This is a genomic window from Enterobacter dykesii (assembly GCF_008364625.2).
In the GTDB taxonomy this organism is placed as follows: domain Bacteria; phylum Pseudomonadota; class Gammaproteobacteria; order Enterobacterales; family Enterobacteriaceae; genus Enterobacter; species Enterobacter dykesii.
The window spans coordinates 2371404-2395091 of the sequence record NZ_CP126604.1; the positions used below are offsets into that span (position 1 = coordinate 2371404).

A 23688-nucleotide genomic window follows, 5' to 3' on the forward strand; every position below is an offset into this window, starting at 1 on the left:
CGTTCCCCCCGGCAATTGCGCTTACATTGAATAGCCTGGCTTTTTGATTAATTCGTCCAGCTTCGGTCCTATTTCGATATCCCAGACCTGCGCTTTCCAGTCCTCCTGGTTCACCTGATTCAACGCAACGGACACCGAGCTGTCTTTGCTGTTGAAATGGCGAATAATGACCTCAGCAATATCCTCGGCCAGGGCAGCTTTTTGTTCGTCGTTCAAATCGCGGGGAAAACATTTGATATCTACGTGTGGCATATACAGGCTTCCAGTTGTGAGTCAGGGCTCCACGTTATCAGATAATACCGTTGGCCTTTAACACCTTGTGCAGTTCCGGCAGCTGGCATACGGTGTCCGCAATAGCCGTAAACCTCGGCGTATTGGTTGCAAACCAGTCATGGCGTGGCCCCCAGGTTCGCGCCACCGCGATATACACATCCAGCAGCGTCAGCCGTTCCCCCAACGCAAACGGGGCGGCCTTGAGCTGAGTTTCGAACCACAAATAGAGGGATTTCCGGTATTCGATGCAGTTTTTCTGCAGCTGTTCAGGCGCATCCGGCGCCCAGCGTTCGGGATAGTCCGCATACATAAACGTGGGATAGACGTTGGCCACAAACCAGATCAGCAGACGCTGAAACTGCTGGCGTTCGGCCTGCCCCACGGGCGGCGCGAGATCGGGACATCTGTCGAGCACCATCAGGGCAATCGCCGCCGTTTCGGTCATGATGGCGCCATTTTCCAGCTCCAGCGTGGGCACCTGACACAGCGGGTTAAGCTTTTGCAGCAGTTCGCGCTGCGGGCCGGGCTGGTCAAACCCGTCCACGTTGATAAATTGATAAGGGATATCGGCGAGGGTTAGCATCACTTCACCGATCGCCGAGCCCCAGCCGGGTACGCCATAGAGTTTAATCATGTTGCCCCCTCAGGGATGAAAACCTAAGTGTAGAGCACCATTAGTAGGTTATCCCAGGCGGGTTGACCTCCGACTGCGCCACCGCTTCGCCCTGCTCACCCCAGCGCGCCAGCACCTTCTGGTAATCTCCGCGCTTAATCGCGCCGTCCAGCGCGGCCTGCAGCGCGTACACCAGCTCATTGCCTTTTTTGGTGGTGGTCGCAACATAGGCTTTTTTCGGCCCTAAACCGACAACGCGGGTTTTGCCCGTGAGCGCAGCCTTATAGGCCGATACCGACTGCGGGCCAAAGAACACGTCCGCCCTGCCGGACTGAATATAGAGATTGCCCGAGGCATCGTCGTGGAGATAGACCGGCAGCGCAGGCGCCCTTCCCGCCTTTTTGTTCTCTTCGTTCCAGCCCAGCAGGATGCGTTCCTGATTTGTACCAGAGCCGACAATCACCTTTTTCCCGGCCAGATCTTCCGCGCTTTTGATTGACTGAATGTCGCTGGTGGATTTCACCGAAAACGCCAGCGAATCGACGCGGTAGGTCGCAAAATCAAATTTCTCTTTACGCTGTTCGGTCACCGCAATGTTCACCAGCGCCACGTCGTAGCGCCCGGAGGCGATCCCCAGCGGCCAGTCTTCCCACGCCGTCGGCACCAGCTTCAGCTTTAGCCCCAGGCTGCCCGCCAGCAGGCGGGCGATATCCGGGTCGCTACCGATGCGCGTGCGGTTATCGCTGGCCAGCAGCGCCAGCGGCGGAGAATTCAGCGCCGAAACGGCGACCGTCAGCGTACCCGGCTCAACGAATTTGTAGTTTGCGGGGATCTTCGCCACGGCCAGCCGATCCACCGTCACCGGCAGCGGCTGCTCGTTGGCTTTCAAATCAATGCTGGCGTGGCTCACCGTAGTGAAGACCAGCCCCGCCAGAAGTCCATATTTCATTGGCACTCCTTACAAGACTTTGGAGAGAAACTGGCGCGTTCGCGCATGTGACGGACGGTTTAATACCTCGTCACTGCTTCCCTGCTCGACAATTTTCCCGTCGACCATAAACACCACCTGATCCGCCACTTCCCGGGCAAAGCCGATCTCGTGGGTCACCACCACCAGCGTGGTGCCGGACCGCGCCAGCTTTTTGATCACGTCCAGCACTTCCCCCACCAGCTCCGGATCCAGCGCCGAGGTGGGCTCATCAAACAGCATCACGCGGGGACGCAGCGCCAGCGCGCGGGCAATCGCAATGCGCTGCTGCTGTCCGCCGGAGAGATGGCGCGACCAGGCATCGGCTTTATCCCGCAGCCCGACCACGTCCAGCAGGCTGTACGCCCTTTCCACCGCCTCTTTTTTGCTGAGCTTTTTATGCGCGATGGGCGCCTCAATCAGGTTTTCCAGCACCGTGAGATGCGGAAAGAGATTGAAGTTCTGGAACACATAGCCCACGTTGACGCGCTGTTTGAGGATCTCCTTCTCTTTCAGCTCGTAGAGCCTGTCTCCCTGACGACGGTAGCCAATGTAGTCCCCGTCGATCTGGATAAAACCTTCATCGACGCGCTCCAGGTGGTTAATGGTGCGCAGCAGCGTCGATTTGCCGGAGCCGGACGGCCCGAGGATCACCGTCACGGAACCGGGCGGGATCTCAAGCGAAACGTTGTCGAGCGCCTTATGCCGACCAAAATACTTGCTGACGCCGGTAATCGAAATGTGTCCTTCAGGAGAGGCTTGCATGGACGGGCTCCTGTGCTGGCGTGGTGGTGACAGAACGGGTGCGACGGACGGCTCGGTTCTGGTTAACGGCAGAGCGGCGTTCGCTGCGGGCAAGCGCGCGCTCGACGCCATACTGGATAGCGGACAGGACGGTGGTGATCGCCAGATACCACGCGGCACCGACCATCAGCAGCGGGATCACCTCCTGCGTGCGGTTGTAGATCATCTGGATGGTATAGAACAGTTCCGGCATCGCCAGGACGTACACCATCGCCGTGCCCTTGGCGAGGCTGATGATTTCATTGAACCCCGACGGCAGGATGGTGCGCAGCGCCTGTGGCAAAATGATGCGCACCGTGCGTCGCCAGGCCGGCAGACCGAGCGCGGCGGCGGCCTCATACTGGCCGTGATCGACCCCGAGGAATCCGCCGCGAACGATCTCGGCGGTATAGGCGCTCTGCACCAGGGTGAGCCCCACCACGGCGGTAGAAAACTGCCCCAGCACGTTGATGGTTTCAAAACTGCCCCAGGTGATGCCGGTGAACGGCACGCCGAGCGAAAGCGTGTCGTAGAGATAGGAAAAGTTGTAGAGAATGATCAGCACCACGATCAGCGGCAGCGACCGAAACAGCCAGATATAGGCCCACGCCAGGCTGCTCAGCAGCCAGGAGGAAGAGAGTCTCGCCAGCGCCAGCATACCGCCAAGCACCACGCTCAGCGCGGTGCCGATCAGCGTCAGGAGCAGGGTCTGCCCGACACCTTCGAGGATCACCGGGTCAAAGAACCAGCGGGCAAACACCGCCCACTCCCAGCGCGGGTTAAAGGCCACGGACTGAATCACGACCGCCAGGACAAACAGCGCCACCGCGGCGCCGACGGCCCGCAGCGGATAACGCGCCGGGACCACCTTAATGGTTTCAACGTTGCTCATCGTCGTTCCTCATGCGGTTTTACTGAACGCTTCGCGTACCAGCGTTTTGGTGAAGCGCAGCCGACCGTCAAACGGAGGCTGGCTGTACTCTTCCGGATCGCGGTTCAGATCGAACTGCGCCTGATAGCCCTGGCTGAGATAGAGCCGCACCGCTTCCGGCTGGCGAAAGCCGGTTGTCAGGTAGATTTGGCTGTACCCTGCCAGCACCGCCCTGCGCTCAAGCTCCTGCACCACGCGCCCGGCAAGCCCCTGCTGACGCAGGGTTTTGTCCGTCCAGATGCGTTTGATTTCCGCGGTGCGTTCGTCGAAAGGTTTGTACGCGCCGGTGGCGATAATCTTCCCGTCGCGCTCCAGGACGATAAACAGCCCCTGCGGCGCTAAATACCACTCGGTGAGCTCGACCTCCGCGTCTTTGGAGAAGTAGTCCCCGTAGCGGGCGGCATATTCACCGAACAGCCCCTCGATAATGGGCTGAAGCTCGGCGTCTTCCGGTGAAACATCACGAAATCGTTCGCTCATCACGCCTCCTTAATCGCCCAGGCCAGCCGGGTTCACTTCTGACTGAGGAATACGCTCAACCCCTTCCCCCCAGCGGTTCAGCACTTTGTCGTAGTCGCCGTTTTTGATGACCCCGTTCAGCGCGGTTTGCACCGGCTCAACCAGCCCGCTGCCTTTCTTCAGCGTGACCGCGATGTGCGCCGCCTTCGGCCAGCCGCCGTCGACGCTACCCACCAGTTTGGTTTTCCCGTTCAGCGCCGCTTTCCAGGCGCCAATCACGTTCGGACCAAAGTAGGCATCCGCGCGCCCGGACTGCAGCGCCAGCGTTTGCGCCGCATCGTCTTTGGTGTAGATCGGGGTAAAGGGCTTCAGCCCCTTCTTGAGGTTTTCGGCATTCCAGGCCAGCAGAATGGCCTCCTGGTTGGTGCCGGAGCCGACGATAATCCGCAGCCCGGCGATGTCTTCCGCCTTCTGCAGCGACTTGATCGGGCTGGTGGACTTCACGTAGAACCCGAGGGAATCTTTGCGGTAGGTGGCAAAGTCAAACTTCTCTTTACGCTCTTTGGTGACGGTGATGTTGCTGATGGCGGCATCATATTTCCCGGAAGCCACGCCCAGCGGCCAGTCTTCCCATGAGGTTGGCACCACGTTCAGCTCCAGCCCCAGGCTGTCTGCGACCAGACGGGCGACGTCAACCTCGCTTCCCAGCAGCGTTTTGTTGTCATCGGAAAACACCGTCAGCGGCGGTTGATTGAGGCCCGCCACCGCCACGGTAAATTTTCCCGGCACGGCAAAGCGATAGTCTTTTGGCAGCTGTGCCACCGCATCGTTGTTTTTGGCGGTATTAACCGGCGTTTTATTGGCCTCGATGCTCACGCCGGTGCCGTTAATATTCACATTCTCTGCCCAGACGGCAGGGGTAAAGGCCAGCGCGAGCGCCAGAATAAGCGTTGTCTTCTGCATAGCGGAGTTCTCTTTTATTGTTGTGTGAACTGGTTTTTAGGTTCGTCTAAACCCAGGCTTTCGCGCAGCGTGGTGCCAGGGTAGTCGGTACGGAACAGGCCGCGGGCCTGCAGAACAGGCACCACCTGGTCAACAAAGCGCGGGAAGGTGTCCGGCGTGCCGCCCTGAATAATGAAGCCGTCTGCGGCATAGCCTTCAAACCAGGCCTGCAGGCCGTCGGCCACCTCTTCCGGCGTACCGGAAAAGCGCGGGCGCGGCGAAGCGGCTTCAAGCGCCACCTGACGCAGGGTTAAGCTGCGCTCGCGGGCGTTACGCTTGATTTCATCGGTGGTGCTGCGGAAGCTGTTTTTGCCTAAGTCGCCGATATCCGGGAACGGCTCGTCGAGCGGGTACTGGCTGAAATCGTGATGCTCGAAATAGCGTCCGAGGTAGTTGAGGGCATCGTTAATCGACACCAGCGCCGCCGTGGTCTGATACTGGTTCTCCACGTCATCGGCGTCTTTACCCACAATCACGCTGACGCCCTGGAAGATATGTAAATCAGACGCGCGGCGTCCGTTACTTTCCAGCTGCTGCTTCACGTCGCGGTAAAAGGCTTTCGCTTCGTCGATGGTCTCGTGATGGGTAAAAATGGCGTCGGCATGTTTCGCCGCCAGCTTTTTCCCGTCGTCCGACGCGCCCGCCTGAAAGACAATCGGCCGCCCCTGTGGCGTGCGCCCAATATTCAGCGGCCCGGCGACCTGGAAGAAATCACCGTGGTGGTCCAGGGTGTGCAATTTGGCCGGGTCAAAAAACTGACCGCTCTCTTTGTTGCGGATAAACGCGTCGCCTTCCCAGGAATCCCACAGCCCTTTCACCACGTCGAGATACTCTTCCGCAATCCGGTAGCGCAGCGCGTGCTCGGGGTGTTTTTCGCGAGAGAAGTTCTTTGCTGACCCTTCCAGCGGGGACGTCACCACGTTCCAACCCGCGCGTCCGTTGCTCAGGTGGTCGAGGCTGGCGAACTGCCGCGCCGTGGTAAAGGGCTCGCTGTAGGAGGTGGATAAGGTTCCCACCAGCCCCAGGCGCGAGGTGATGCTGGCGAGAGCGGATAACACCGTCAGCGGTTCAAAGCGATTTAAAAAATGCGGGATAGATTTCTCGTTGATATAGAGACCGTCGGCAACGAATAAAAAATCGAGTTTGCCCTCCTCCGCCTTTAACGCCGTCGCTTTGACGAAATCAAAATTGATGCTGGCATCGGCGACGGCCTCAGGGTGACGCCAGGCGGACATATTGCCGGATGCACCATGCAAAATGGTCCCGAGCCGCAGTTGACGATGTGCAGACATATTCACCTCTTAAGAATTAAACGTGTTGCAGGGCTTTTTCCGCAAGCTGTGCAAAATAGCGGGCAGCGGGCTCAATTAATGCTTCATCCGGATTGAATGCCGGATGATGTAAACCGTACGGGCTGTTGCTGCCGATGCTGACAAACGCCCCCGGGATCTGCTGCAGATAGACCGCGAAATCTTCCCCGCCCATATGCAGCTCGGCGTGCCGGGTTTCGTAGCCTGCTTCTCTGGCGACCGAGGTGGCGAAATCGGCCCAGCGCTCGTCGTTCACCAGCGCGGTGGGTCCGGCATACCAGGTGATATCAATCTGCGCGCTGAAGGCGCTGGCAAACCCGGCGGCGATTTCGCCCACACGGGCTTTAACGTTCTGCTGCACTTCCGTGCGGTGGGTGCGCAGCGTGCCTTCCAGCTCGACGCTTTCCGGCAGCACGTTCCAGGTGTTACCGCCTGCGATGCGCGTCACGCTCAGCACCACCGAATCCAGCGTATTGACGTTGCGGCTGGCGACGCTTTGCAGCGCCGTTACCAGCTGGCTCGCCAGCACGATGGCGTCGTTGCCTTCGTGCGGACGTGCGGCGTGCGCGCCCTTACCGGTAATGCGGATCACGAAGCGATCGACGTTGGCATAAAACGGCCCGCCGCGGGTAGCGAACTCACCGACCGGCAGGCCGGGCTCGTTATGCATGCCGAAGATGGCGCTGACGTCACGCAGGGCACCGGCCCGCACCATGCTCTTCGCACCGCCAAAGTTCTCTTCGGCAGGCTGAAACAGGATCCGCACCCGGCCGTTAAGCGACGCTTCCCGCTCTTTCAGCTTTAACGCGGCGCCGAGGATCACGCTGGTGTGGATATCGTGACCGCAGGCATGCATCACCCCTGCACGCTGCGAACTAAACGGCACGCCGCTGCGCTCTTCAATCGGCAGAGCATCGATATCTGCCCGCAGCGCAATCAGCCTGTTGCCCGAGCCGATTTCCGCCACCAGTCCAGTCGACAGGTCGTAAGGCTGCGGAGTAATCCCGGCATTCGTCAGCCACTGGCGCAGGCGCGTTGTGGTCTCCACTTCCTGGCCGGAGAGCTCCGGGTTCTGGTGCAATTCGCGACGCCAGGCAATCAGCTGTTCGCCAAAGCTCATACGGTGACCTCCCTGTTAAGACGCGCCTCGGCAAGCAGGCGCAGCGACGCGACGCGCGTTGCCCCCTCCGCTACCGGCGTGTCGATGATAAATTCATCAATGCCCCACTTTTCATGCAGGGCGTTAAGCTGTTCGAGCACCGACACAGCGGTACCCGCCAGCAGCGACTGCGCCCGACGGGCAATGCGCACCGGCTCGCTGCCCGCCTGACGCGCAAAGGCGTAGGCCTGCTCTTCGCTGGCCACGGTGACACGCTGGCCGTTTGCCAGCTCAACGCCCCACACTTCGACCTTTTGCGCCAGGGCTTCCGCCTCGGCCTGCGTCGGCGCGACAATCGCCTGTACCGCCACAATTACGTCCTGCGCGCTGTTCTTACGCCAGGTCGAGACCACCTCGCGCAGCAGTTCCGGGTCACCGTTCAGATGCGCGGCAAACACAAAGTGCCAGCCGAGCCCGGCGGCCAGCAGCGCGCTATCGATGCTCGCGCCCAGCAGGAAACCCTCAGCAGGCAACGGCGGCAGCGGCGTGGCGCGAACGGCCTCTTCATTAGACTGATACTCAGGACGGATCCAGCGGTCGAGCTGGGCCAGCTGTTCGGCGAAGCTGCCCTTTTCCTGTTGATTCAGACCCTGCTGAAGCGCGCGGGTTGAGAGCGGCAGCCCGCCAGGGGCTTTTCCGACGCCGAGATCCACGCGGCCGGGCGCCAGCGCGGCCAGCACGTTGAAATTCTCGGCGACTTTATAAGGGCTGTAGTGCTGGAGCATCACGCCGCCGGATCCGACGCGGATGCGCGTGGTTTGCCCGAGGATCCAGGCAATAAGCAGCTCCGGCGAGGGGCTAGCAAGGTGGGGAGTGTTGTGGTGTTCGGCAATCCAGAAGCGGTGATAGCCCAGATTTTCTGCCTGCTGCGCCAGCGCCAGGGTACGCGCCAGCGCATCAGCAGCCGTTTCGTTTTCAGCGATGGGGCTTTTATCCAGAATGCTGATTCGCCATGACATGTTGCGTTCTCGTTTGACTTAACATGTCGACATTATTAAAGGCGCATTTCACCGCTGAGAAACAATTAATTTACATTTAGTTTGCCGGAAATCAGATATATAAAACCATGCTAAGAATAAGACTTTAAGTCGGCAATCAGCGTTTTCACCTGCCCGCGCCGGGTAATACGGACGAAGCGAATATGCCCATACTGCGGGTTTTGCAGATCGGCTTCATAACGCGTGCGGTTGTTACGCCAGGTTTTCATCGTCCAGATAAGGATGGACTCTCTGCTGAAGAACGCGCGCCGGAAACTCTCTTTGTTCCCGGTGCCGGGCCAGAGCTCGCGCTTATGCCAGGCCCGTTTGATTGCCCTGGTGACGGCCTGCCAGAGGGTGCGGGCAAAGCCATAATCGACCCACACCACAACGTCGACATTGCGCCATTTCACCGGCCGCGTGCGGTTATAGTTACCGTCGAGCACCCAGTCTGGCGAAGCCTGTAGCGCCTGCTCCAGCTTTGACTGAAACTCATCGTCCGGCGTCCCCTGCCAGTCAGGTCGCCAGTAGAGTCTGTCCATCTCGATATAGGGAATAGCCAGTTCGGTCGCAATCTGCTTCGCCAGCGTGCTTTTTCCGCTCCCGCTGGTTCCGATGACGTTAATTTTCACCTCAGCCTCACTGTGTTAACGAAAATTGACCAAATCATAGCGTTTTCATTCTGTTAACGAAACGCTATTTCAGCATGGCATTTTTTCCTGAGAGACGATCTCTCTCTTTCAGTTTTGGTTATGTCGTTTATTTGCAGCGATTCAAAAAAACGCCCCTGAAAATATTTTCATTTTTATTACATTCGAGAACATTAACAGATTAAAAATAATGGAGAATGGGTATTTCAGGCAGCCATAATTTCAGAGAGAATATGCAGCAGTCCGTTACATAAAAATAATCAAACTCATCTTGCCGGAGCATTTTCCGGGCATTTTTTATTCTTGCACAACATCATGGAGTTACTCATGAGGCGTAACACCCCCGTTACACAAAACGAGTATTTACTTAACGATGGTTCGACGTTAATGTCGACCACCGATACCAAAAGCCATATTACCTATGCTAATTCCGCTTTTATTGAGGCCAGCGGATATAAAGAAGAACATCTTCTGGGTGAGCCGCATAACCTCATCCGCCATCCCGACATGCCTGCCGAAGCGTTTGGCGACATGTGGTATACCCTGCAGCAAGGCGAGACCTGGACGGGGCTGGTGAAGAACCGTCGTCATAATGGCGACCACTACTGGGTGCGGGCTAACGTGACGCCTGTCTGGCAGAGCGGATCCCTGACGGGCTATATTTCCGTGCGAAATATACCCGCACGGGAAGAGATTGCGGCCAGTGAGAAACTGTATGCAAAAGTGCGTAATAACGAATTAAAACATTACCGCTTTTATAAAGGGTTACTGGTTCGGCGCGATTTATTTTCGTTTATGTCGCTCTTTAAATGTCTCAGCACCAGTAAACGCATCCATCTGGGTATTGCGACGGCGGCGTTACTCTCCTGCCTCACGGTGTATTTATTCCCTGATAAACTTGTGCAGTCGGGAAGTCTGGCGCTGCTGTTTATTGCCCTGACCTATTATCTTCATGCGCAGATCGCCCGTCCGGTAAAATCTATTGTGCAACAGATGCAGCGCGTGGTTTCAGGACGTAAAACGGACTATTACCATTTTGACAGGATCGATGACATCGGGCTGATGATGCGCCTGGTGAATCAATCAGGCTTGAACCTCAATTCGCTGGTTGACGATGTCGGGGCGCAAATCAGCGGGATTGGCACCATCAGCCAGCAGGTCGCGAAAGAAGGTGCAGCGCTGCAGACGCGTTCAGAAGAGACCGCAGACTTCCTGCAGCAGACCGCGTCAGCAGTGGAAGAGATCGCCAGCGCGGTGAAGCAGACGGCAGAAACCGCGAAAGAAGCCACGGAGATGGCGGATCGCACCCGCGACAGCGCCCACCGCGGTGAAGCGATGATGAAAGAGACCATCGGTATGATGCAATCCGTGTCGCAGGATAACAGCCAGATCGTCGATATTATCAGCGTCATCGATCGTATTGCCTTCCAGACCAACATTCTTGCGCTGAATGCTGCCGTGGAAGCGGCGCGCGCAGGTGAAGCCGGGCGCGGTTTTGCCGTGGTGGCGGCCGAGGTGCGCAACCTTGCGCAGCACTCCGCGACGGCGGCGAAAGAGATCAAAGTGCTGATTGAGAAAAATGTCGGCAGCGTCAACGCTGGCGTGGATAAAGTGGAACAGACCGAAACGCAGCTGACGGTCATGATTAACAACGTGCTGCAGGTCTCCTCCCTGATTAAGGAGATCGGCCACGCCACGCAGGAGCAAACCCAGGCGCTGACGCTCATCAACGCCTCCCTCTCCCGTATCGGCGCAATGACTCAGAACAATACGGGGATGGTGGATAACGTCACTCACGCGGCGAATCACCTGACGCAGCGCACCACGCGCCTGCAGCAGGCGATTGCCGTTTTTGGCGGTTAGCCGCTGGGGTTTTGAAGCCTGGGGCCATTTTTATGCTCTGCAACAGTTAAAATCTTTACCACCTGGTAATAATTAAGAGATTCTGATGATTAAATAATCAAGCTACCGACCGTTTTGTCTAAAAAGTCATCACGATTCAGCGTGTTGTGATCGCCGTCTGCTCTGACCACACGATTTCCTTCGACGTGCATCACTTTCGGCACGGTTATATTTTGCGTCGCTTATGAATTGCAGGTAGGATGCCTCGCCATGTTTCGCCTTATCCATACGCAGAATGACTGGGAAGGCGACATGTGTTTGCGCAGAAGCAATCGTTTGTATTGCGCTCTGCCAGGCAGGACTATCACGATAATGGTTCAGACAGGCAAACAGGTAACTCAATGAAAACAAGCAATAAAAGCGCAGCCGATCATCATGCTGCTAAACGTCGCTGGTTGAACTCCCACGAAGAGGGCTACCACAAAGCGATGGGCAACCGTCAGGTTCAAATGATCGCCATCGGCGGCGCTATCGGAACGGGGCTGTTTTTAGGTGCGGGTGCACGCCTGCAGATGGCTGGCCCGGCTCTCGCCCTGGTCTATCTGGTGTGCGGGATCTTCTCTTTCTTCATTCTACGCGCGCTGGGCGAACTGGTACTGCATCGCCCTTCCAGCGGAAGCTTCGTCTCTTACGCCCGTGAATTCCTCGGCGAAAAAGCGGCCTACGTTGCGGGCTGGATGTACTTCGTCAACTGGGCGATGACCGGTATTGTTGATATCACCGCCGTTGCGCTGTATATGCACTACTGGGGCGCGTTTGGTGATGTTCCGCAGTGGGTCTTTGCGCTTGGCGCGCTGGCGATTGTCGGCACTATGAACATGATCGGCGTGAAGTGGTTCGCGGAGATGGAGTTCTGGTTTGCGCTGGTAAAAGTGCTGGCCATCGTGATTTTCCTGGTCGTAGGTACCGTCTTCCTCGGCAGCGGCAAGCCGCTGGACGGCAATGCCACCGGCTTCCATCTGATAACCGATAACGGCGGATTCTTCCCGCACGGTCTGCTGCCTGCGCTGGTCCTGGTTCAGGGCGTCGTGTTCGCCTTCGCCTCTATCGAACTGGTGGGCACCGCAGCAGGTGAATGTAAAGATCCGCAGACCATGGTGCCAAAAGCCATTAACAGCGTGATCTGGCGTATCGGTCTGTTCTACGTCGGTTCCGTAGTGCTGCTGGTTCTGCTGCTCCCGTGGACTGCCTATCAGGCAGGTCAGAGTCCGTTTGTGACCTTCTTCTCTAAGCTGGGCGTGCCTTACGTTGGCAGCATCATGAACATCGTGGTCCTGACGGCGGCGCTCTCCAGCCTGAACTCCGGTCTTTACTCTACCGGACGTATCCTGCGCTCCATGTCGATGGGCGGTTCCGCGCCGAAGTTCATGTCGAAGATGAGCAAGCAGCAGGTTCCCTATGCGGGGATTCTGGCAACGCTGGTGGTTTACGTTTTTGGCGTGTTCCTGAACTATCTGGTGCCGTCCCGCGTATTTGAGATCGTTCTGAACGTCGCTGCACTGGGGATTATCGCCTCCTGGGCCTTTATTGTGGTCTGCCAGATGCGTCTGCGCAAAGCGATCAAAGAAGGCAAAGCGGCTGATGTGAGCTTCAAGATGCCGGGCGCACCGGTGACCTCCTGGCTCACCCTGCTGTTCCTGTTCAGCGTGCTGGTGCTGATGGCGTTTGACTACCCGAACGGTACCTACACCATTGCGACGATTCCGCTGCTGGCGGTACTGCTGATTGCCGGCTGGTTCGGCGTGCGTAAGCGCGTTCACGAGATCCACAGCACCGCGCCGGTTCATCACGACGATGAGAAACACGACGCACCGCTGGTGGAAGAAACCTCGCGTTAAGCATCCGGTAAGCATTAAAAAGGGAAGGCAAATGCCTTCCCTTTTTTTATTTACAGCGCGATACGAATCACGTCGTCAGGCAGGGTGGCTTCCTGCTGGCGGGTGGATTTTTGTTTCACCGTCACGTACAGGGTTTTGCCATCCGCGGAGAGCGCCAGGCTGTTCGGGTAGACCGGCGTGTCGAAGGTTTTTGTGACTTTATACGTTTTCGCGTCAATTACGCTCACCTTACCGGCTTCACGGTGCGTCACATAGGCTTCATTGCGGGCAGGGTTAAACAGGACCGCCAGCGATTCCGGCGCGGCAATTTTCTCGATCACGCTGCCGTCTTTCAGGCTCACCACCAGCACTTCCGGCTGTTTTGAATCGGTCAGGAACGCGCGCTGGCCGGCGGTATCGAGGCTGAGGTTCAGGTAGAAATGCTCTTTACCGTCATCCTGCACCTTTTTGCGGCTCAGGATTTTGTTGGTGGCCGTATCAATCGTCACCAGCTCACCGTCTGCATTCGTGGTGTACAGACGTTTCGCCTGCGCATCCAGCGCCAGGCCGGTGCTGTACGTACCGGTATTGGCAATGGTCTCTTTCAGCTTCAGCGTGGCGCCATCCACCACCCAAATCACGCTCTCTTTGCCGACACCGGTGATGTAAATCGTGTTGCTCGCGTCATCCGCCACCAGCTGGCGCGGCTGCAGCGGTTTGACGGTTTCGCTGCGTTGACGCCCGTCCAGAACCAGACGCCCTTTCACGTCGCCCGTTTTCGCATCGATAGCCGTCACCGCACCGTTGATGGTATTACCGAACCACAACGTTTGGGTCGCATTGTCAAAGGTGGCACCAAAGGGCTTGAGATCGCTATGGATCGCCTGCGTCACGTCCAGGGTGACCGGATCAAGGCGATAGACAACCCCGCCCTTATCGGTTTTGCGGCTTTGCGAGGTCGCCACCCACAGCGCATTCTCCTGCTGGCTGACCGCCATTTCATACGCCCCTTTGCCCACCGCTTTACGCAGCACCTCTTCGGCGGCATGTACCTGGAACGTCCCGGCAAGCAGTAAAGTGGCAGACAGCAGTGACAGGCTCAGACGCGGCGAGCACAGATGACGTAAAGACATAACAATTCCTTTTCTGAAAAGAGGGGGTTCCGCTGACATCACTTCCGGCAGACAACGTCATGGCATTGCCTTTTGATAATGAGAATAGTAATCATTAATGAACTGAATGTGGAGTTTTTCTTTCACGCTTCGCCTTTCATTAACGCAATGTGCGGTTATAGTTTTCAAAACATTTACAAAACCTTTAACATGTATGGACATGTTCCATTTGGTTCGTTTATACACCACAACCGGTTTTATTCATGAAAATCATTTCTGCCCGTAAGGCCTCTCTCCCGCTGCTGCTGGTTCCCGTTATTCTTGCGCCGCTCACCGCGTTGAGCGCGGAGGAACAGACCATGATCGTCAGCGCCACGCCGCAAACCGTATCGGAGCTGGATACCCCGGCCGCGGTCAGCGTCGTCAATGGCGATGACATGCGCCACGCCGCGCCGCGCATCAACCTGTCTGAATCTCTTGGCAGCGTCCCGGGACTGCAAATCCAGAACCGCCAGAACTATGCCCAGGATCTCCAGCTTTCAATGCGCGGGTTTGGTGCCCGCTCAACGTTTGGCGTGCGTGGTATCCGTATGTATGTCGACGGTATCCCAGCCACCATGCCGGACGGACAGGGCCAGACCTCCAACATCGATCTCTCCAGCGTGGAGAGCGTTGAAGTGCTGCGCGGCCCCTTCTCTGCCCTGTACGGCAACGCCTCCGGCGGCGTGATTAACATCAACACCCAGACCGGGCAGCAGCCGCCGACCATTGAAGCCAGCAGCTATTACGGCAGCTACGGTACCTGGCGCTACGGCATGAAAGCCACCGGCGCGATGGGTGACGGCACCCACGCGGGCGATGTGGATTACACCGTTTCCACCACCCGTTTCACCACCAAAGGCTACCGCGACCACAGCGGCGCGCGGAAGAATCTGGCCAATGCTAAGCTGGGCGTGCGCATTGACGACGCGAGCAAGCTGACGCTGATTTTCAACAGCGTGGACATGAAGGCCAACGATCCGGGCGGGCTGAGCTATCAGGAGTGGCAGAACAATCCGCGTCAGTCTCCACGCGGCGATCAGTACAATACCCGCAAGACCATCAAGCAGACCCAGGCAGGCCTGCGCTACGATCGTCAGCTCAGCACTCAGGACGACCTCAGCGTGATGATGTACGCCGGCGAGCGTGAAATGACGCAGTACCAGTCGATTCCGTATCAGCCGCAGCTGAAAGCCTCCCACTCCGGCGGCGTGATTGATATGCAGCGTCATTATCAGGGTATCGATACCCGCTGGACGCACCGTGGCGAGCTGCTGGTGCCGGTGACCTTTACTACCGGCCTGAACTACGAAAACATGAGCGAAGATCGTCGCGGATACGAGAACTTCGTGATGAACAACGGCGTGCCGGATTACGGCGTGAAGGGTGATAAGCGTCGAAACGAACGTAACCTGATGTGGAACGTTGACCCTTACCTGCAAACCAGCTGGCAGCTGACGCAGAAACTGTCGGTGGATGCGGGAGTCCGCTACAGCTCGGTGTGGTTTGATTCCAACGACCATTACGTTACGCCGGGCAACGGTGACGACAGCGGTGACGCGAGCTATCACAAGTGGCTCCCGGCCGGTTCCGTTAAGTATGCGGTGACGGACGCATGGAACCTCTACGCTGCCGCAGGGCGTGGGTTCGAAACGCCAACCATCAACGAGCTGTCCTATCGCACCGATAACCAGGGCGGCCTGAACATCGGCCTGCAGCCGTCCACCAACAACACGTATGAAGTGGGCAGCAAAACCCGCATCGGCAATGGCCTCCTGACCGCAGCGCTGTTCCGCACCGATACGGATGATGAGATCGTGGTAGATGCCAGCTCTGGCGGGCGTACCAGCTATAAAAATGCCGGTAAAACCCGTCGTCAGGGGGTGGAAGTCTCCCTCGACCAGCAGTTTGCCGAGAACTGGAAGCTGAAGATGGCGTGGACTTACCTGGATGCCACCTACCGGACTAACGTCTGCAGCGACACAGACTGCAACGGTAACCGGATGCCTGGTATCGCCCGCAACATGGGTTACGCCTCGTTTGGCTGGCAGCCGGAGGAAGGCTGGTACGCGGGTTCAGACGTGCGCTACATGAGCGATATCATGGCCGACGACGAGAATACGGCGAAAGCGCCGTCGTATACGGTAGTCGGGCTAAATACCGGGTATAAGTTTAACTACGGCAACTGGGGCATGGACGTCTTTGGCCGCGTCGATAACCTGTTCGATAAAGAGTACGCGGGCTCGGTTATTGTCAACGAGTCTAACGGTCGTTATTACGAGCCTGCACCAGGCCGTAACTACGGGGTCGGGCTGTCGGTCTCTTATCGCTTCGAGTAAGCGAAAAGAAAAGTTTATCTTATTAATGAAATAACGCTCCTGATGGCAATAAGCCATCAGGAGTTATTCACCAGATAAATAATTAGGGGTGATATATAGTCGCTCTGTTAAATAATCGCTTAGTTAAAATATTGTCGCTGTAAAAGCAAATTCGCTTCATCAATCACCTTATCAATCGCCTTCTGGCAGGCAACAGCATCTCTTCGCTCAAGGGCGGAAAGGAGTTCTTCATAGTGATATGTCGAGGCTTTGATGTCGTTAAGCTCCTGATGCAGATAGTTCATACAGGGCCCGATGCGCACCCACAGCTGCTCAATTAATGCATTAAGCGTAGGCATTTCCGCATACTGATAAAGCGTGAACCGGAAGACGCGATTCGCATGCAGTGCCTGCTGGACGTTCCCGTTGCGCATGGCCTCATGAAAGGCATCCGACAATTTGCGCAACGCCTCCAGTTTGCTATCAGACATATTATGACAGGCTGCGGCGACCGCCATCGGCTCAAGCTGTTTGCGGATGGCGTTAATCTCGTTATAGCGCTCCAGCGTGACCTCCGGAACCAGAAATGCCTGCGCCGGCGTGGCGTGTAACGCCCCTGATGACACCAGGCGCAAAAGCGCCTCGCGAACAGGGGTAATACTGGTGCCTAATTTATCGGCGATCTCTTTTGTAATCAGTCGTGCTCCTGGTTTTAGGGAGCCTGTTATTAACGCCCCTTTCAAACTGTGTTCAACCTGCATGGTAAGGCTAACCCTTTGGGCTTTTTCTAAGTGATCCAAATCAAGCATGTGAAATTCCTGTAGCTAAAACTTAATGCTATTTTTAAACGCCAGTTTTAATAAAACGACGCCGGCCCGATATATCCTGTATCGTTATGCCTGGTGGTGGGAAGTACGTAAAAACATCAAGAAAGCAAAATTTGTTTTTTTATTGGTTCCGGGCCCATCCGGGATGCGGGCGCGAAATGCCATGTCCATTAATTAAAGACAATATATCGTATCTTCACAAATAAATATGGCGGGAAACCCCGCCATAGTGCTGTTTATTTATTGTCGCTCGCGACGCGAATCACGACTTTGCCGAAGTTACGCCCTTCGAGCAGGCCAATCAGCGCCTCGGGCGCGTTCTCCAGCCCGTCCGTTATCTGTTCGCGATAGTGAATTTTGCCCTCCTGCACCCAGCCTCCCATCGCCTCCTGGAACTCCTCAATGCGGTGACCGTAATCCTGGCCGATGATAAAGCCCTGCATACGAATGCGTTTCTTCAGGATGGTTGCCATCAGGAGCGGCAGGCGATCCGGCCCTTCTGGCAGGCCCGTCGCATTGTAGCCGCTCACCAGGCCGCACACCGGCACGCGCGCGGAGGTATTCAGTAACGGCAGTACGGCGTCAAATACCTTCCCGCCGACGTTTTCATAATAGACATCAATTCCTTTCGGGCAGGCGCGTTTCAGCTGTTCGGCAAAGTCCGCCGCGTGGTGATCCAGACACAGGTCAAACCCGAGGACCTCAACGGCATGGCGGCATTTTTCAGCCCCACCGGCGACGCCAACCACCCGGCAACCTTTGATTTTGCCGATCTGCCCGACGGTCGCGCCCACCGGGCCTGTTGCCGCGGCGACCACCAGCGTTTCACCCGCTTTTGGTTGCCCGATATCCAGCAATCCCATATAGGCGGTAAAGCCCGGCATACCCAGAATACCCAGCGCCCAGGAAGGATGAGAGAGATTTTCGCCCAGCTTCACCAGGCCGCTGCCGTCCGAGAGTTCATATTCCTGCCAGCCGCTGTATCCCAGCACCCACTCCCCGGCTTTGAACTCGGGATGATTCGACTGCTCAACGCGACTGACCGTTCCCCCCACCATCACCGCGCCAATCTCAACCGGAGGGGAATAGGATGGCGCATCGCTCATGCGGCCCCGCATGTACGGGTCCAGCGACAGCCAGACGGTACGCAGCAAAAGCTGCCCCTCACCAGGGGCGGGAACAGGCTGCGTTTCCAGACGAAAATTTTCCGCCACCGGCGCACCCTGAGGACGGGAGGCCAGTACCCAGCGGCGATTTTGTGAAACAGGTTGATTCATCGGGATCTCCTTCTGGTACAAATGTCATTACAGCCTGGCTCACGAATGGCGTTATCGCATTAGCATTACGAGCCAGACTGGTTAAGCCGTACAACCAGATAGATGCAGGGTTCATTCGTTTCGTTGATGAACCGGCAGTCATTTGGCGGCCCCAGCTCGAGACAGTCTCCGGCGTGCATCTCGTGGCGCGTATCGCCCTCCTGAAACACCAGCTCGCCGGACTGAAGCCAGATAAGCTGACGTGCCAGCGCGTAAGAAGATGCAGGCATCGGAACATCGCTGCCCGCAGGCAGTTCAACCTGAACAAGGTCGATGGGCAAATCGGTGCGGGGAGAAACATGGCGGCGGAGGTAGTGCGTCTGAGGGTCACGCCAGACGGGCTGGTTGGCAAGGCGCAGCAGCTTGCCTTCCTGCATTTCGGCCCGGGCAATCAGCGTGGACATGCTGATGCCAAACGCGCCGGACAGGCGGGCGAGCAAGGTGGCTGTCGGGCTGCTGTCTCCACGTTCAATCTTGTGGATCATCGCGCGCGAGACCCCTGCCCGGTCAGCAAGCTCGCTCAGAGACCATCCGCGAGACTCGCGTTCAAGGCGAATTCTTGCGCTAATCCGTTGATTCATTGTGTCTGTTATGGTGTTCATGACGTCATACTATAGTGTATGAACGGCATTTCAATGGGCTTTTGATAACAAAAAAATATGGCTTATGCCGTAGCGATCGGGCAGAACAGTTGTGTAATATCGTAGCTACCGCGTAATACTATAGTGAACAACACACAGAGGGTTAATCATGATCGTTCGTCATGCCTGCAAGGAAGACTGCGCTGCGATAGGCGAAATCTACAACCACGCGGTGCTGCATACTGCCGCGATCTGGAACGATAAAACCGTCGATACCGATAACCGAATCGCCTGGTTTGAGGCGCGCACGCTCGCGGGTTACCCGGTTCTGGTGAGTGAGGAAGACGGTGCGATCACCGGTTACGCCTCTTTCGGCGACTGGCGCGCCTTCGACGGTTTCCGTCATACGGTTGAGCATTCTGTCTACGTCCACCCGGACCATCAGGGCAAAGGCATTGGCCGCACGCTGATGATCGCGCTGATAAACGAGGCCCGCGCCATCGGTAAACACGTGATGGTGGCCGGTATTGAAGCGCAAAACCATGCCTCGATTCATCTCCATGAAACGCTGGGTTTTGTCACCACGGGGCAGATGCCGCAGGTGGGAACCAAGTTTGGCCGCTGGCTGGACTTAACCTTTATGCAGCTGCAGCTGGACGAGCGCAGCGATCCGGACGCCATCCCATGAATCAATCCCTGACCCTGGCGTTTCTGGTGGCGGCGGGCATTGGCCTGGTGGTGCAAAACACCTTAATGGTGCGTATCACCCAGTCCTCTTCCACCATTCTTATCGCGATGCTACTGAATTCCCTGGTCGGCATTGTGCTGTTTGTCAGCATTCTGCTGCTGAAACAGGGCGTCGCCGGGTTTAGCGAGCTGGCCGCAACGGTACGCTGGTGGACGCTCATCCCGGGGCTACTGGGGTCGTTTTTCGTGTTTGCCAGCATCAGCGGGTATCAGAACGTTGGCGCGGCGACGACCATCGCCGTGCTGGTGGCAAGCCAGCTCATCGGCGGGCTGGTGATGGACGTGCTGAGAAGCAACGGCATTCCGCTCCGCGCCCTGATTGGCCCGGTATGCGGCGCGGTGATGCTGGTGGTGGGAGCCTGGCTGGTGGCGCGACGCCAGTTTTGATCGTTACAGTATGGTACCGCCTTTGGTCAGCTGTTCCTCACGCGCGTCCATCTCCTCTTTATGCTGCTTGCCGTGATGCGAAATCGCGGTACGCAGGCGCTGCTGCTGGGTATAGCGATCTTCCCGGCTCAGCTCTGCATCATCACTTAATTCGATCAGCAGTTCATTCATATGGGTGATGATGCCCTCTTCAATGGCGGCATCCACCAGGGCGGTAACGTCGTTTAAATGTGACATTGTCACTCCTTGTTATGAGCCCGGTGGCGCTACGCCGTACCGGGCAATAAAACGCTTAGTTCAGCTTCGCCTTAGAGAAATCGCTGCCCATCAGGCTTACGCTGTATCCCGTCACGTTGCTGCGGGTCGCATAGAACGTTTTCCCGTTTGCCAGTGCGATCCAGGGCGCCTGCTGGTAGAAAATCTCTTGCGCCTGGCCGTAGAGTTTCGCACGCTCGGCCGGGCTGCTGGTCAGCTTCGCTTTTTGAACCAGTGCATCATAACCCTTATCGCACCAGCGCGCGGCGTTTGATCCAGTTTTAATGCTGTTGCAGCCCAGCAGCACGTCGGCAAAGTTGTCCGGGTCGCCGTTATCGGACATCCAGCCAAACAGCGCGGAGTCATGTTCGCCTTTACGCATCCCGGAGAGATATTCGCCCCACTCGTAAGAGACAATTTTGGCCTTCACGCCGACTTTCGCCCAGTCGCTCTGGATCATCTCCGCGATACGACGCGAGTTCGGGTTATACGGACGCTGAACCGGCATTGACCACAGCGTGACTTCCGCCCCCTTCTCCAGCCCCGCCTGCTTTAGCAGCGCTTTCGCTTTTTCTGGATCGTAGCTGTAGTCTTTCAGGTCTTTATTAAAGCCCAGCATATTTGGCGGGATCGGCGATTTTGCCACCGTACCGGAACCCATAAAGACCGCATTGACTATAGCCTTCTTGTCGGTTGCGTAGTTAAGCGCCTGGCGCACCAGCACGTTATCAAACGGTTTTTTCTCGGTGTTAAACGCCAGATAGCCGACGTTCAGCGCATCGACAGAGTGCAGCGTCAAATCTTTGTTCTTTTTAATCACGTCAAACTGAACCGGGGACGGTGCAGGAATGATTTGACACTCGTTGGTCTGCAGCTTCGCCAGACGGGTCTCCACGTTAGGGGTAATGGAGAAGATCAGGTGTTTGGTCGGCACCGCGCCATCCCAGTAGTTCGGGTTAGCAACATAGCGAATCAACGAATCCACTTTGTACTGCTGCAGGACATAAGGCCCGGTACCAATCGGCCAGGTGTCTACGTTTTCAGGCGTGCCTTTTTTCAGCATCGCGTCGGCGTATTCGGCGGAGAGAATAGAGGCGAAATCCATCCCCCAGTCGGCCAGAAACGCGGCGTTGGGCTCGCTGAGGGTGAACTGAACGTGATAATCATCGACCTTTTTCACGTCCTGAATCAGCTTATCGAGCCCGACATCGTTAAAGTATTCGTAGTTGCCCTGCGACACGTTGTGATACGGGTGTTTAGGGTCTTTCTGACGCATAACCGAGAAAATAACGTCATCGGCATTAAAGTCGCGCGTCGGTTTGAAGTATTTATTGCTGTTGAACTTCACCCCTTTGCGCAGGGCAAAGGTATACGTCTTACCGTCCGGTGAAATCGTCCAGGACTCCGCCAGCGACGGTACCGGGGTGTTTTTTACCGGGTCGAAATTGATCAGGCGGTTGTACAGTACCTGAGAGCTGGCCACGAAAGACGGGCCAGAGCTGGCGATTTGCGGGTTGAAGGACTCGGGGGACGCTTCAGAACAGTAAATAAGGGTGTCGTTGTTCGCCGCCCATGCGGCACCGGCTGGTAAAAGAGTGCTCAGCGCGAGGGCGAGCAGTGTTTTCCCTGTAGACATGGTTATAACCCTGACAGTTTTATTATATAAGACAGTAATAACAGCACAGGCGATATGACCTGGCAAATAACGAAACACTATCAGGTTATTCTAAAGCCGCGTTTTTTGCTGTTTTAACAGCCAGCGCCCGAAAAGGTGATTTGCCTTAAGGGCCGTTATTCGTCAAGCACAACCGTCAGTTTCTATGCCGCAAGAAATCGGCCCTTTTAGCGTCTCTTCCCCCGTTTGGTTGCTTCCTCGTTTCGTTAAAGTAACGGTGTGAAGAAGTATATGGGATCAAATCGTGGCAAAAACTCTTTTACGCAGCGGTAACCTGGATGACTTTCAGGCCGTTGGCGGCGGCGGACAAGCCGTTTTTGAATCAGCGTTACAAATCAGGGAAGCGCTCCGGTTGCGCAAACAACAGGCCATCGTCGACTGTCTGGCTATTCCTCAGGTCAACGACAGCGGTGACCGCGTGGACTGGTATTCCCCTGTTGAAGGGAGCGTAACCAGCTGGAAAGCGGCCGATGAGGATGACCGTTATCGCGCCCTGCGCTACCTGGAAAACACGCTCGCCAGCGTCGAGTCATTAAGCAAGAAATGCCTCCAGTCGCCCAAAACCGCGCAGCAGCTTTTTGGCTCTCTGCTGTCAAAGGCGTTTCAGTTCCCGGGTGAAAACTTCCTCTTCCTGGTGGACGGAAAGCCGGTCATCAGCTTCTGGGGGTTTGTAAACCTGAACGAAAATGCGCGCGACGATGTTCTCGACTGCCTGCGTGAATCGCTGGTCCCTGAGCCCGCCCCCGTTGTGATTGAAGATCCTGAACCCGAGCCTGAGCCAGAACCGGTTGTGGCCTTTGAACACGCCGACGAGCCGCTGATCGCCCCTTCCACGGTGGTGCGCATCACGCCGGAAGAACTGTATGAGCCGGAGCCGGCATCGGCCGTTGCGCAACCCGTTCAGGAACCGGCTGTGCCGATAGTCGTGAAAAAACGTCGCGTTCCCCTGTGGACGCTGCCGGTTGCCGTCGCGATCGTTGCCGCCGTTGCCGCGCCGCTGATGTGGCCAAAACAGTCCCCTTCCGCTGAGCCCGCCCCGGCGCCCGCACCTCAGCCCGTAGAGATTGCACCAAAGCCGATCAAAGCGGTTGAGCCGCTGGCCATGAAACTACCGCTGCATCAGGCAGAGGTCCTGGCAAGCAAAGAAAAAGAGCCTGCGCCTGCGCCACAGCCTGCCCCGGTGGTGATTGTCGCCATCCCGAAAGACGCCATGGTGATGGAAGCGAATCAGGTAAAAGCGGGATCGACGCGTTTCCTGAACGGTACCTGGCGTGCGGTTCTCGACGTGAAAGATCCGGTCACCGGCAAGCCGCCGTCAATGCGCTATCAGATCCAGAACAATAAAGGCTTCGCCCGGGTTGTCCATGGCGACAACGTTGTCTGCCGCGCGGAAGTGTTCTCCGGCCTGCACAGCAACGGCGAGCTGATGATTAAAAGTCGCGGTACTGCCCGCTGCACCGACGGCTCCCGCTACCCGATGCCGGAGGTTGCCTGTAAAGCAGGCGCCAGCGATATCGCAGAATGTCGCGCCCGTTATGATGCCAATACCGTCGTTCCACTGACGTTCAAGAAAGCAGGTGCCTGATCC

The 23688-nt window shown here is 56.9% G+C and carries 21 protein-coding genes and 1 pseudogene; 6 read left to right on the forward strand and 16 right to left on the reverse strand.

Annotated features, from left to right (window positions below):
• Positions 1-21: 21 nt before the first annotated feature.
• From pptA to F0320_RS11435, 10 genes and pseudogenes are all read right to left on the reverse strand, one after another.
• Positions 22-252, reverse strand: coding sequence for a tautomerase PptA (pptA, locus tag F0320_RS11390; protein ID WP_047651043.1), 231 nt, complete (start codon positions 250-252; stop codon positions 22-24).
• Between the two features lie 37 nt (positions 253-289).
• Entirely contained in the window at positions 290-907 is a 618-nt protein-coding gene (locus F0320_RS11395) for a glutathione S-transferase family protein (RefSeq protein ID WP_126328621.1), read from the reverse strand.
• Positions 908-947: 40 nt separating this feature from the next.
• Positions 948-1835, reverse strand: coding sequence for an ABC transporter substrate-binding protein (locus F0320_RS11400; RefSeq protein WP_185807233.1), 888 nt, complete (start codon positions 1833-1835; stop codon positions 948-950).
• 9 nt (positions 1836-1844) lie between these two features.
• A complete protein-coding gene (locus F0320_RS11405; RefSeq protein WP_047060962.1) occupies positions 1845-2618 on the reverse strand; it encodes an amino acid ABC transporter ATP-binding protein in 774 nt (257 codons plus the stop codon).
• A complete protein-coding gene (locus F0320_RS11410) occupies positions 2602-3528 on the reverse strand; it encodes an amino acid ABC transporter permease (RefSeq protein ID WP_039262857.1) in 927 nt (308 codons plus the stop codon). The genes F0320_RS11405 and F0320_RS11410 overlap by 17 nt, the downstream gene beginning before the upstream one ends.
• Positions 3529-3537: 9 nt before the next feature.
• A complete protein-coding gene (locus F0320_RS11415) occupies positions 3538-4047 on the reverse strand; it encodes a GNAT family N-acetyltransferase (RefSeq protein WP_032656866.1) in 510 nt (169 codons plus the stop codon).
• A 9-nt stretch (positions 4048-4056) separates the two neighbouring features.
• A pseudogene (locus tag F0320_RS11420) lies at positions 4057-6320 on the reverse strand (NtaA/DmoA family FMN-dependent monooxygenase).
• A 16-nt stretch (positions 6321-6336) separates the two neighbouring features.
• On the reverse strand, positions 6337-7458 hold the full coding sequence (locus tag F0320_RS11425; protein WP_047651047.1) for an amidohydrolase: 1122 nt from the start codon (positions 7456-7458) through the stop codon (positions 6337-6339).
• Entirely contained in the window at positions 7455-8456 is a 1002-nt protein-coding gene (locus F0320_RS11430) for an LLM class flavin-dependent oxidoreductase (protein WP_126328623.1), read from the reverse strand. The genes F0320_RS11425 and F0320_RS11430 overlap by 4 nt, the downstream gene beginning before the upstream one ends.
• A 110-nt stretch (positions 8457-8566) precedes the next feature.
• Positions 8567-9106, reverse strand: coding sequence for an AAA family ATPase (locus tag F0320_RS11435; RefSeq protein ID WP_126328624.1), 540 nt, complete (start codon positions 9104-9106; stop codon positions 8567-8569).
• Positions 9107-9451: 345 nt separating this feature from the next.
• Between F0320_RS11435 and F0320_RS11440 the strand changes: the two genes are divergently transcribed.
• Together F0320_RS11440 and ansP are read left to right on the forward strand one after the other, a co-directional pair.
• A complete protein-coding gene (locus F0320_RS11440) occupies positions 9452-10987 on the forward strand; it encodes a methyl-accepting chemotaxis protein (RefSeq protein ID WP_126328625.1) in 1536 nt (511 codons plus the stop codon).
• Between the two features lie 380 nt (positions 10988-11367).
• The gene (gene ansP / locus F0320_RS11445) at positions 11368-12864 is read left to right on the forward strand and encodes an L-asparagine permease (protein ID WP_047651051.1); all 1497 of its coding nucleotides are present in this window, start codon (positions 11368-11370) and stop codon (positions 12862-12864) included.
• Positions 12865-12914: 50 nt separating this feature from the next.
• On the opposite strand, the gene F0320_RS11450 is transcribed toward ansP, so the two are convergent.
• A complete protein-coding gene (locus F0320_RS11450) occupies positions 12915-13976 on the reverse strand; it encodes a YncE family protein (RefSeq protein ID WP_126328626.1) in 1062 nt (353 codons plus the stop codon).
• Between the two features lie 242 nt (positions 13977-14218).
• On the opposite strand from F0320_RS11450, the gene pqqU reads away from it, so the two are divergent.
• Positions 14219-16333, forward strand: coding sequence for a TonB-dependent receptor PqqU (pqqU, locus tag F0320_RS11455; RefSeq protein WP_149323785.1), 2115 nt, complete (start codon positions 14219-14221; stop codon positions 16331-16333).
• A gap of 119 nt (positions 16334-16452) precedes the next feature.
• Here pqqU and F0320_RS11460 read toward each other — a convergent pair whose 3' ends face one another.
• The 3 genes from F0320_RS11460 to F0320_RS11470 form a co-directional block, all read right to left on the reverse strand.
• Positions 16453-17121 (reverse strand): GntR family transcriptional regulator, encoded by a 669-nt coding sequence (locus tag F0320_RS11460; RefSeq protein ID WP_126328628.1) that lies wholly within the window; start codon positions 17119-17121, stop codon positions 16453-16455.
• Between the two features lie 254 nt (positions 17122-17375).
• Positions 17376-18416: an NADP-dependent oxidoreductase gene (locus F0320_RS11465; protein WP_126328629.1), complete on the reverse strand. Its 1041-nt coding sequence runs from the start codon at positions 18414-18416 to the stop codon at positions 17376-17378.
• 65 nt (positions 18417-18481) lie between these two features.
• Complete coding sequence (locus F0320_RS11470; protein WP_032643265.1) at positions 18482-19057, reverse strand: helix-turn-helix domain-containing protein; 576 nt, start codon at positions 19055-19057, stop codon at positions 18482-18484.
• Between the two features lie 148 nt (positions 19058-19205).
• On the opposite strand from F0320_RS11470, the gene F0320_RS11475 reads away from it, so the two are divergent.
• Together F0320_RS11475 and F0320_RS11480 are read left to right on the forward strand one after the other, a co-directional pair.
• The gene (locus F0320_RS11475) at positions 19206-19724 is read left to right on the forward strand and encodes a GNAT family N-acetyltransferase (RefSeq protein WP_063408838.1); all 519 of its coding nucleotides are present in this window, start codon (positions 19206-19208) and stop codon (positions 19722-19724) included.
• The gene (locus F0320_RS11480; RefSeq protein WP_032656841.1) at positions 19721-20170 is read left to right on the forward strand and encodes a DMT family transporter; all 450 of its coding nucleotides are present in this window, start codon (positions 19721-19723) and stop codon (positions 20168-20170) included. Before F0320_RS11475 ends, F0320_RS11480 begins: the two co-directional genes overlap by 4 nt.
• Before the next feature lie 3 nt (positions 20171-20173).
• Here F0320_RS11480 and F0320_RS11485 read toward each other — a convergent pair whose 3' ends face one another.
• Entirely contained in the window at positions 20174-20407 is a 234-nt protein-coding gene (locus F0320_RS11485) for a YdcY family protein (protein WP_126328630.1), read from the reverse strand.
• A gap of 55 nt (positions 20408-20462) precedes the next feature.
• Entirely contained in the window at positions 20463-22061 is a 1599-nt protein-coding gene (locus F0320_RS11490) for an ABC transporter substrate-binding protein (RefSeq protein WP_126328631.1), read from the reverse strand.
• Positions 22062-22344: 283 nt separating this feature from the next.
• On the opposite strand from F0320_RS11490, the gene F0320_RS11495 reads away from it, so the two are divergent.
• Complete coding sequence (locus tag F0320_RS11495) at positions 22345-23685, forward strand: SrfA family protein (RefSeq protein WP_126328632.1); 1341 nt, start codon at positions 22345-22347, stop codon at positions 23683-23685.
• Positions 23686-23688: the final 3 nt, after the last annotated feature.

Coding starts and splice junctions, on each gene's coding strand:
- pptA (WP_047651043.1), bottom strand. CDS start 252: ATGCCACACGTAGATATCAAATGTTTTCCCCGCGATTTGAACGACGAA.
- F0320_RS11395 (WP_126328621.1), bottom strand. CDS start 907: ATGATTAAACTCTATGGCGTACCCGGCTGGGGCTCGGCGATCGGTGAA.
- F0320_RS11400 (WP_185807233.1), bottom strand. CDS start 1,835: ATGAAATATGGACTTCTGGCGGGGCTGGTCTTCACTACGGTGAGCCAC.
- F0320_RS11405 (WP_047060962.1), bottom strand. CDS start 2,618: ATGCAAGCCTCTCCTGAAGGACACATTTCGATTACCGGCGTCAGCAAG.
- F0320_RS11410 (WP_039262857.1), bottom strand. CDS start 3,528: ATGAGCAACGTTGAAACCATTAAGGTGGTCCCGGCGCGTTATCCGCTG.
- F0320_RS11415 (WP_032656866.1), bottom strand. CDS start 4,047: ATGAGCGAACGATTTCGTGATGTTTCACCGGAAGACGCCGAGCTTCAG.
- F0320_RS11425 (WP_047651047.1), bottom strand. CDS start 7,458: ATGAGCTTTGGCGAACAGCTGATTGCCTGGCGTCGCGAATTGCACCAG.
- F0320_RS11430 (WP_126328623.1), bottom strand. CDS start 8,456: ATGTCATGGCGAATCAGCATTCTGGATAAAAGCCCCATCGCTGAAAAC.
- F0320_RS11440 (WP_126328625.1), top strand. CDS start 9,452: ATGAGGCGTAACACCCCCGTTACACAAAACGAGTATTTACTTAACGAT.
- ansP (WP_047651051.1), top strand. CDS start 11,368: ATGAAAACAAGCAATAAAAGCGCAGCCGATCATCATGCTGCTAAACGT.
- F0320_RS11450 (WP_126328626.1), bottom strand. CDS start 13,976: ATGTCTTTACGTCATCTGTGCTCGCCGCGTCTGAGCCTGTCACTGCTG.
- pqqU (WP_149323785.1), top strand. CDS start 14,219: ATGAAAATCATTTCTGCCCGTAAGGCCTCTCTCCCGCTGCTGCTGGTT.
- F0320_RS11460 (WP_126328628.1), bottom strand. CDS start 17,121: ATGCTTGATTTGGATCACTTAGAAAAAGCCCAAAGGGTTAGCCTTACC.
- F0320_RS11465 (WP_126328629.1), bottom strand. CDS start 18,416: ATGAATCAACCTGTTTCACAAAATCGCCGCTGGGTACTGGCCTCCCGT.
- F0320_RS11470 (WP_032643265.1), bottom strand. CDS start 19,057: ATGAACACCATAACAGACACAATGAATCAACGGATTAGCGCAAGAATT.
- F0320_RS11475 (WP_063408838.1), top strand. CDS start 19,206: ATGATCGTTCGTCATGCCTGCAAGGAAGACTGCGCTGCGATAGGCGAA.
- F0320_RS11480 (WP_032656841.1), top strand. CDS start 19,721: ATGAATCAATCCCTGACCCTGGCGTTTCTGGTGGCGGCGGGCATTGGC.
- F0320_RS11485 (WP_126328630.1), bottom strand. CDS start 20,407: ATGTCACATTTAAACGACGTTACCGCCCTGGTGGATGCCGCCATTGAA.
- F0320_RS11490 (WP_126328631.1), bottom strand. CDS start 22,061: ATGTCTACAGGGAAAACACTGCTCGCCCTCGCGCTGAGCACTCTTTTA.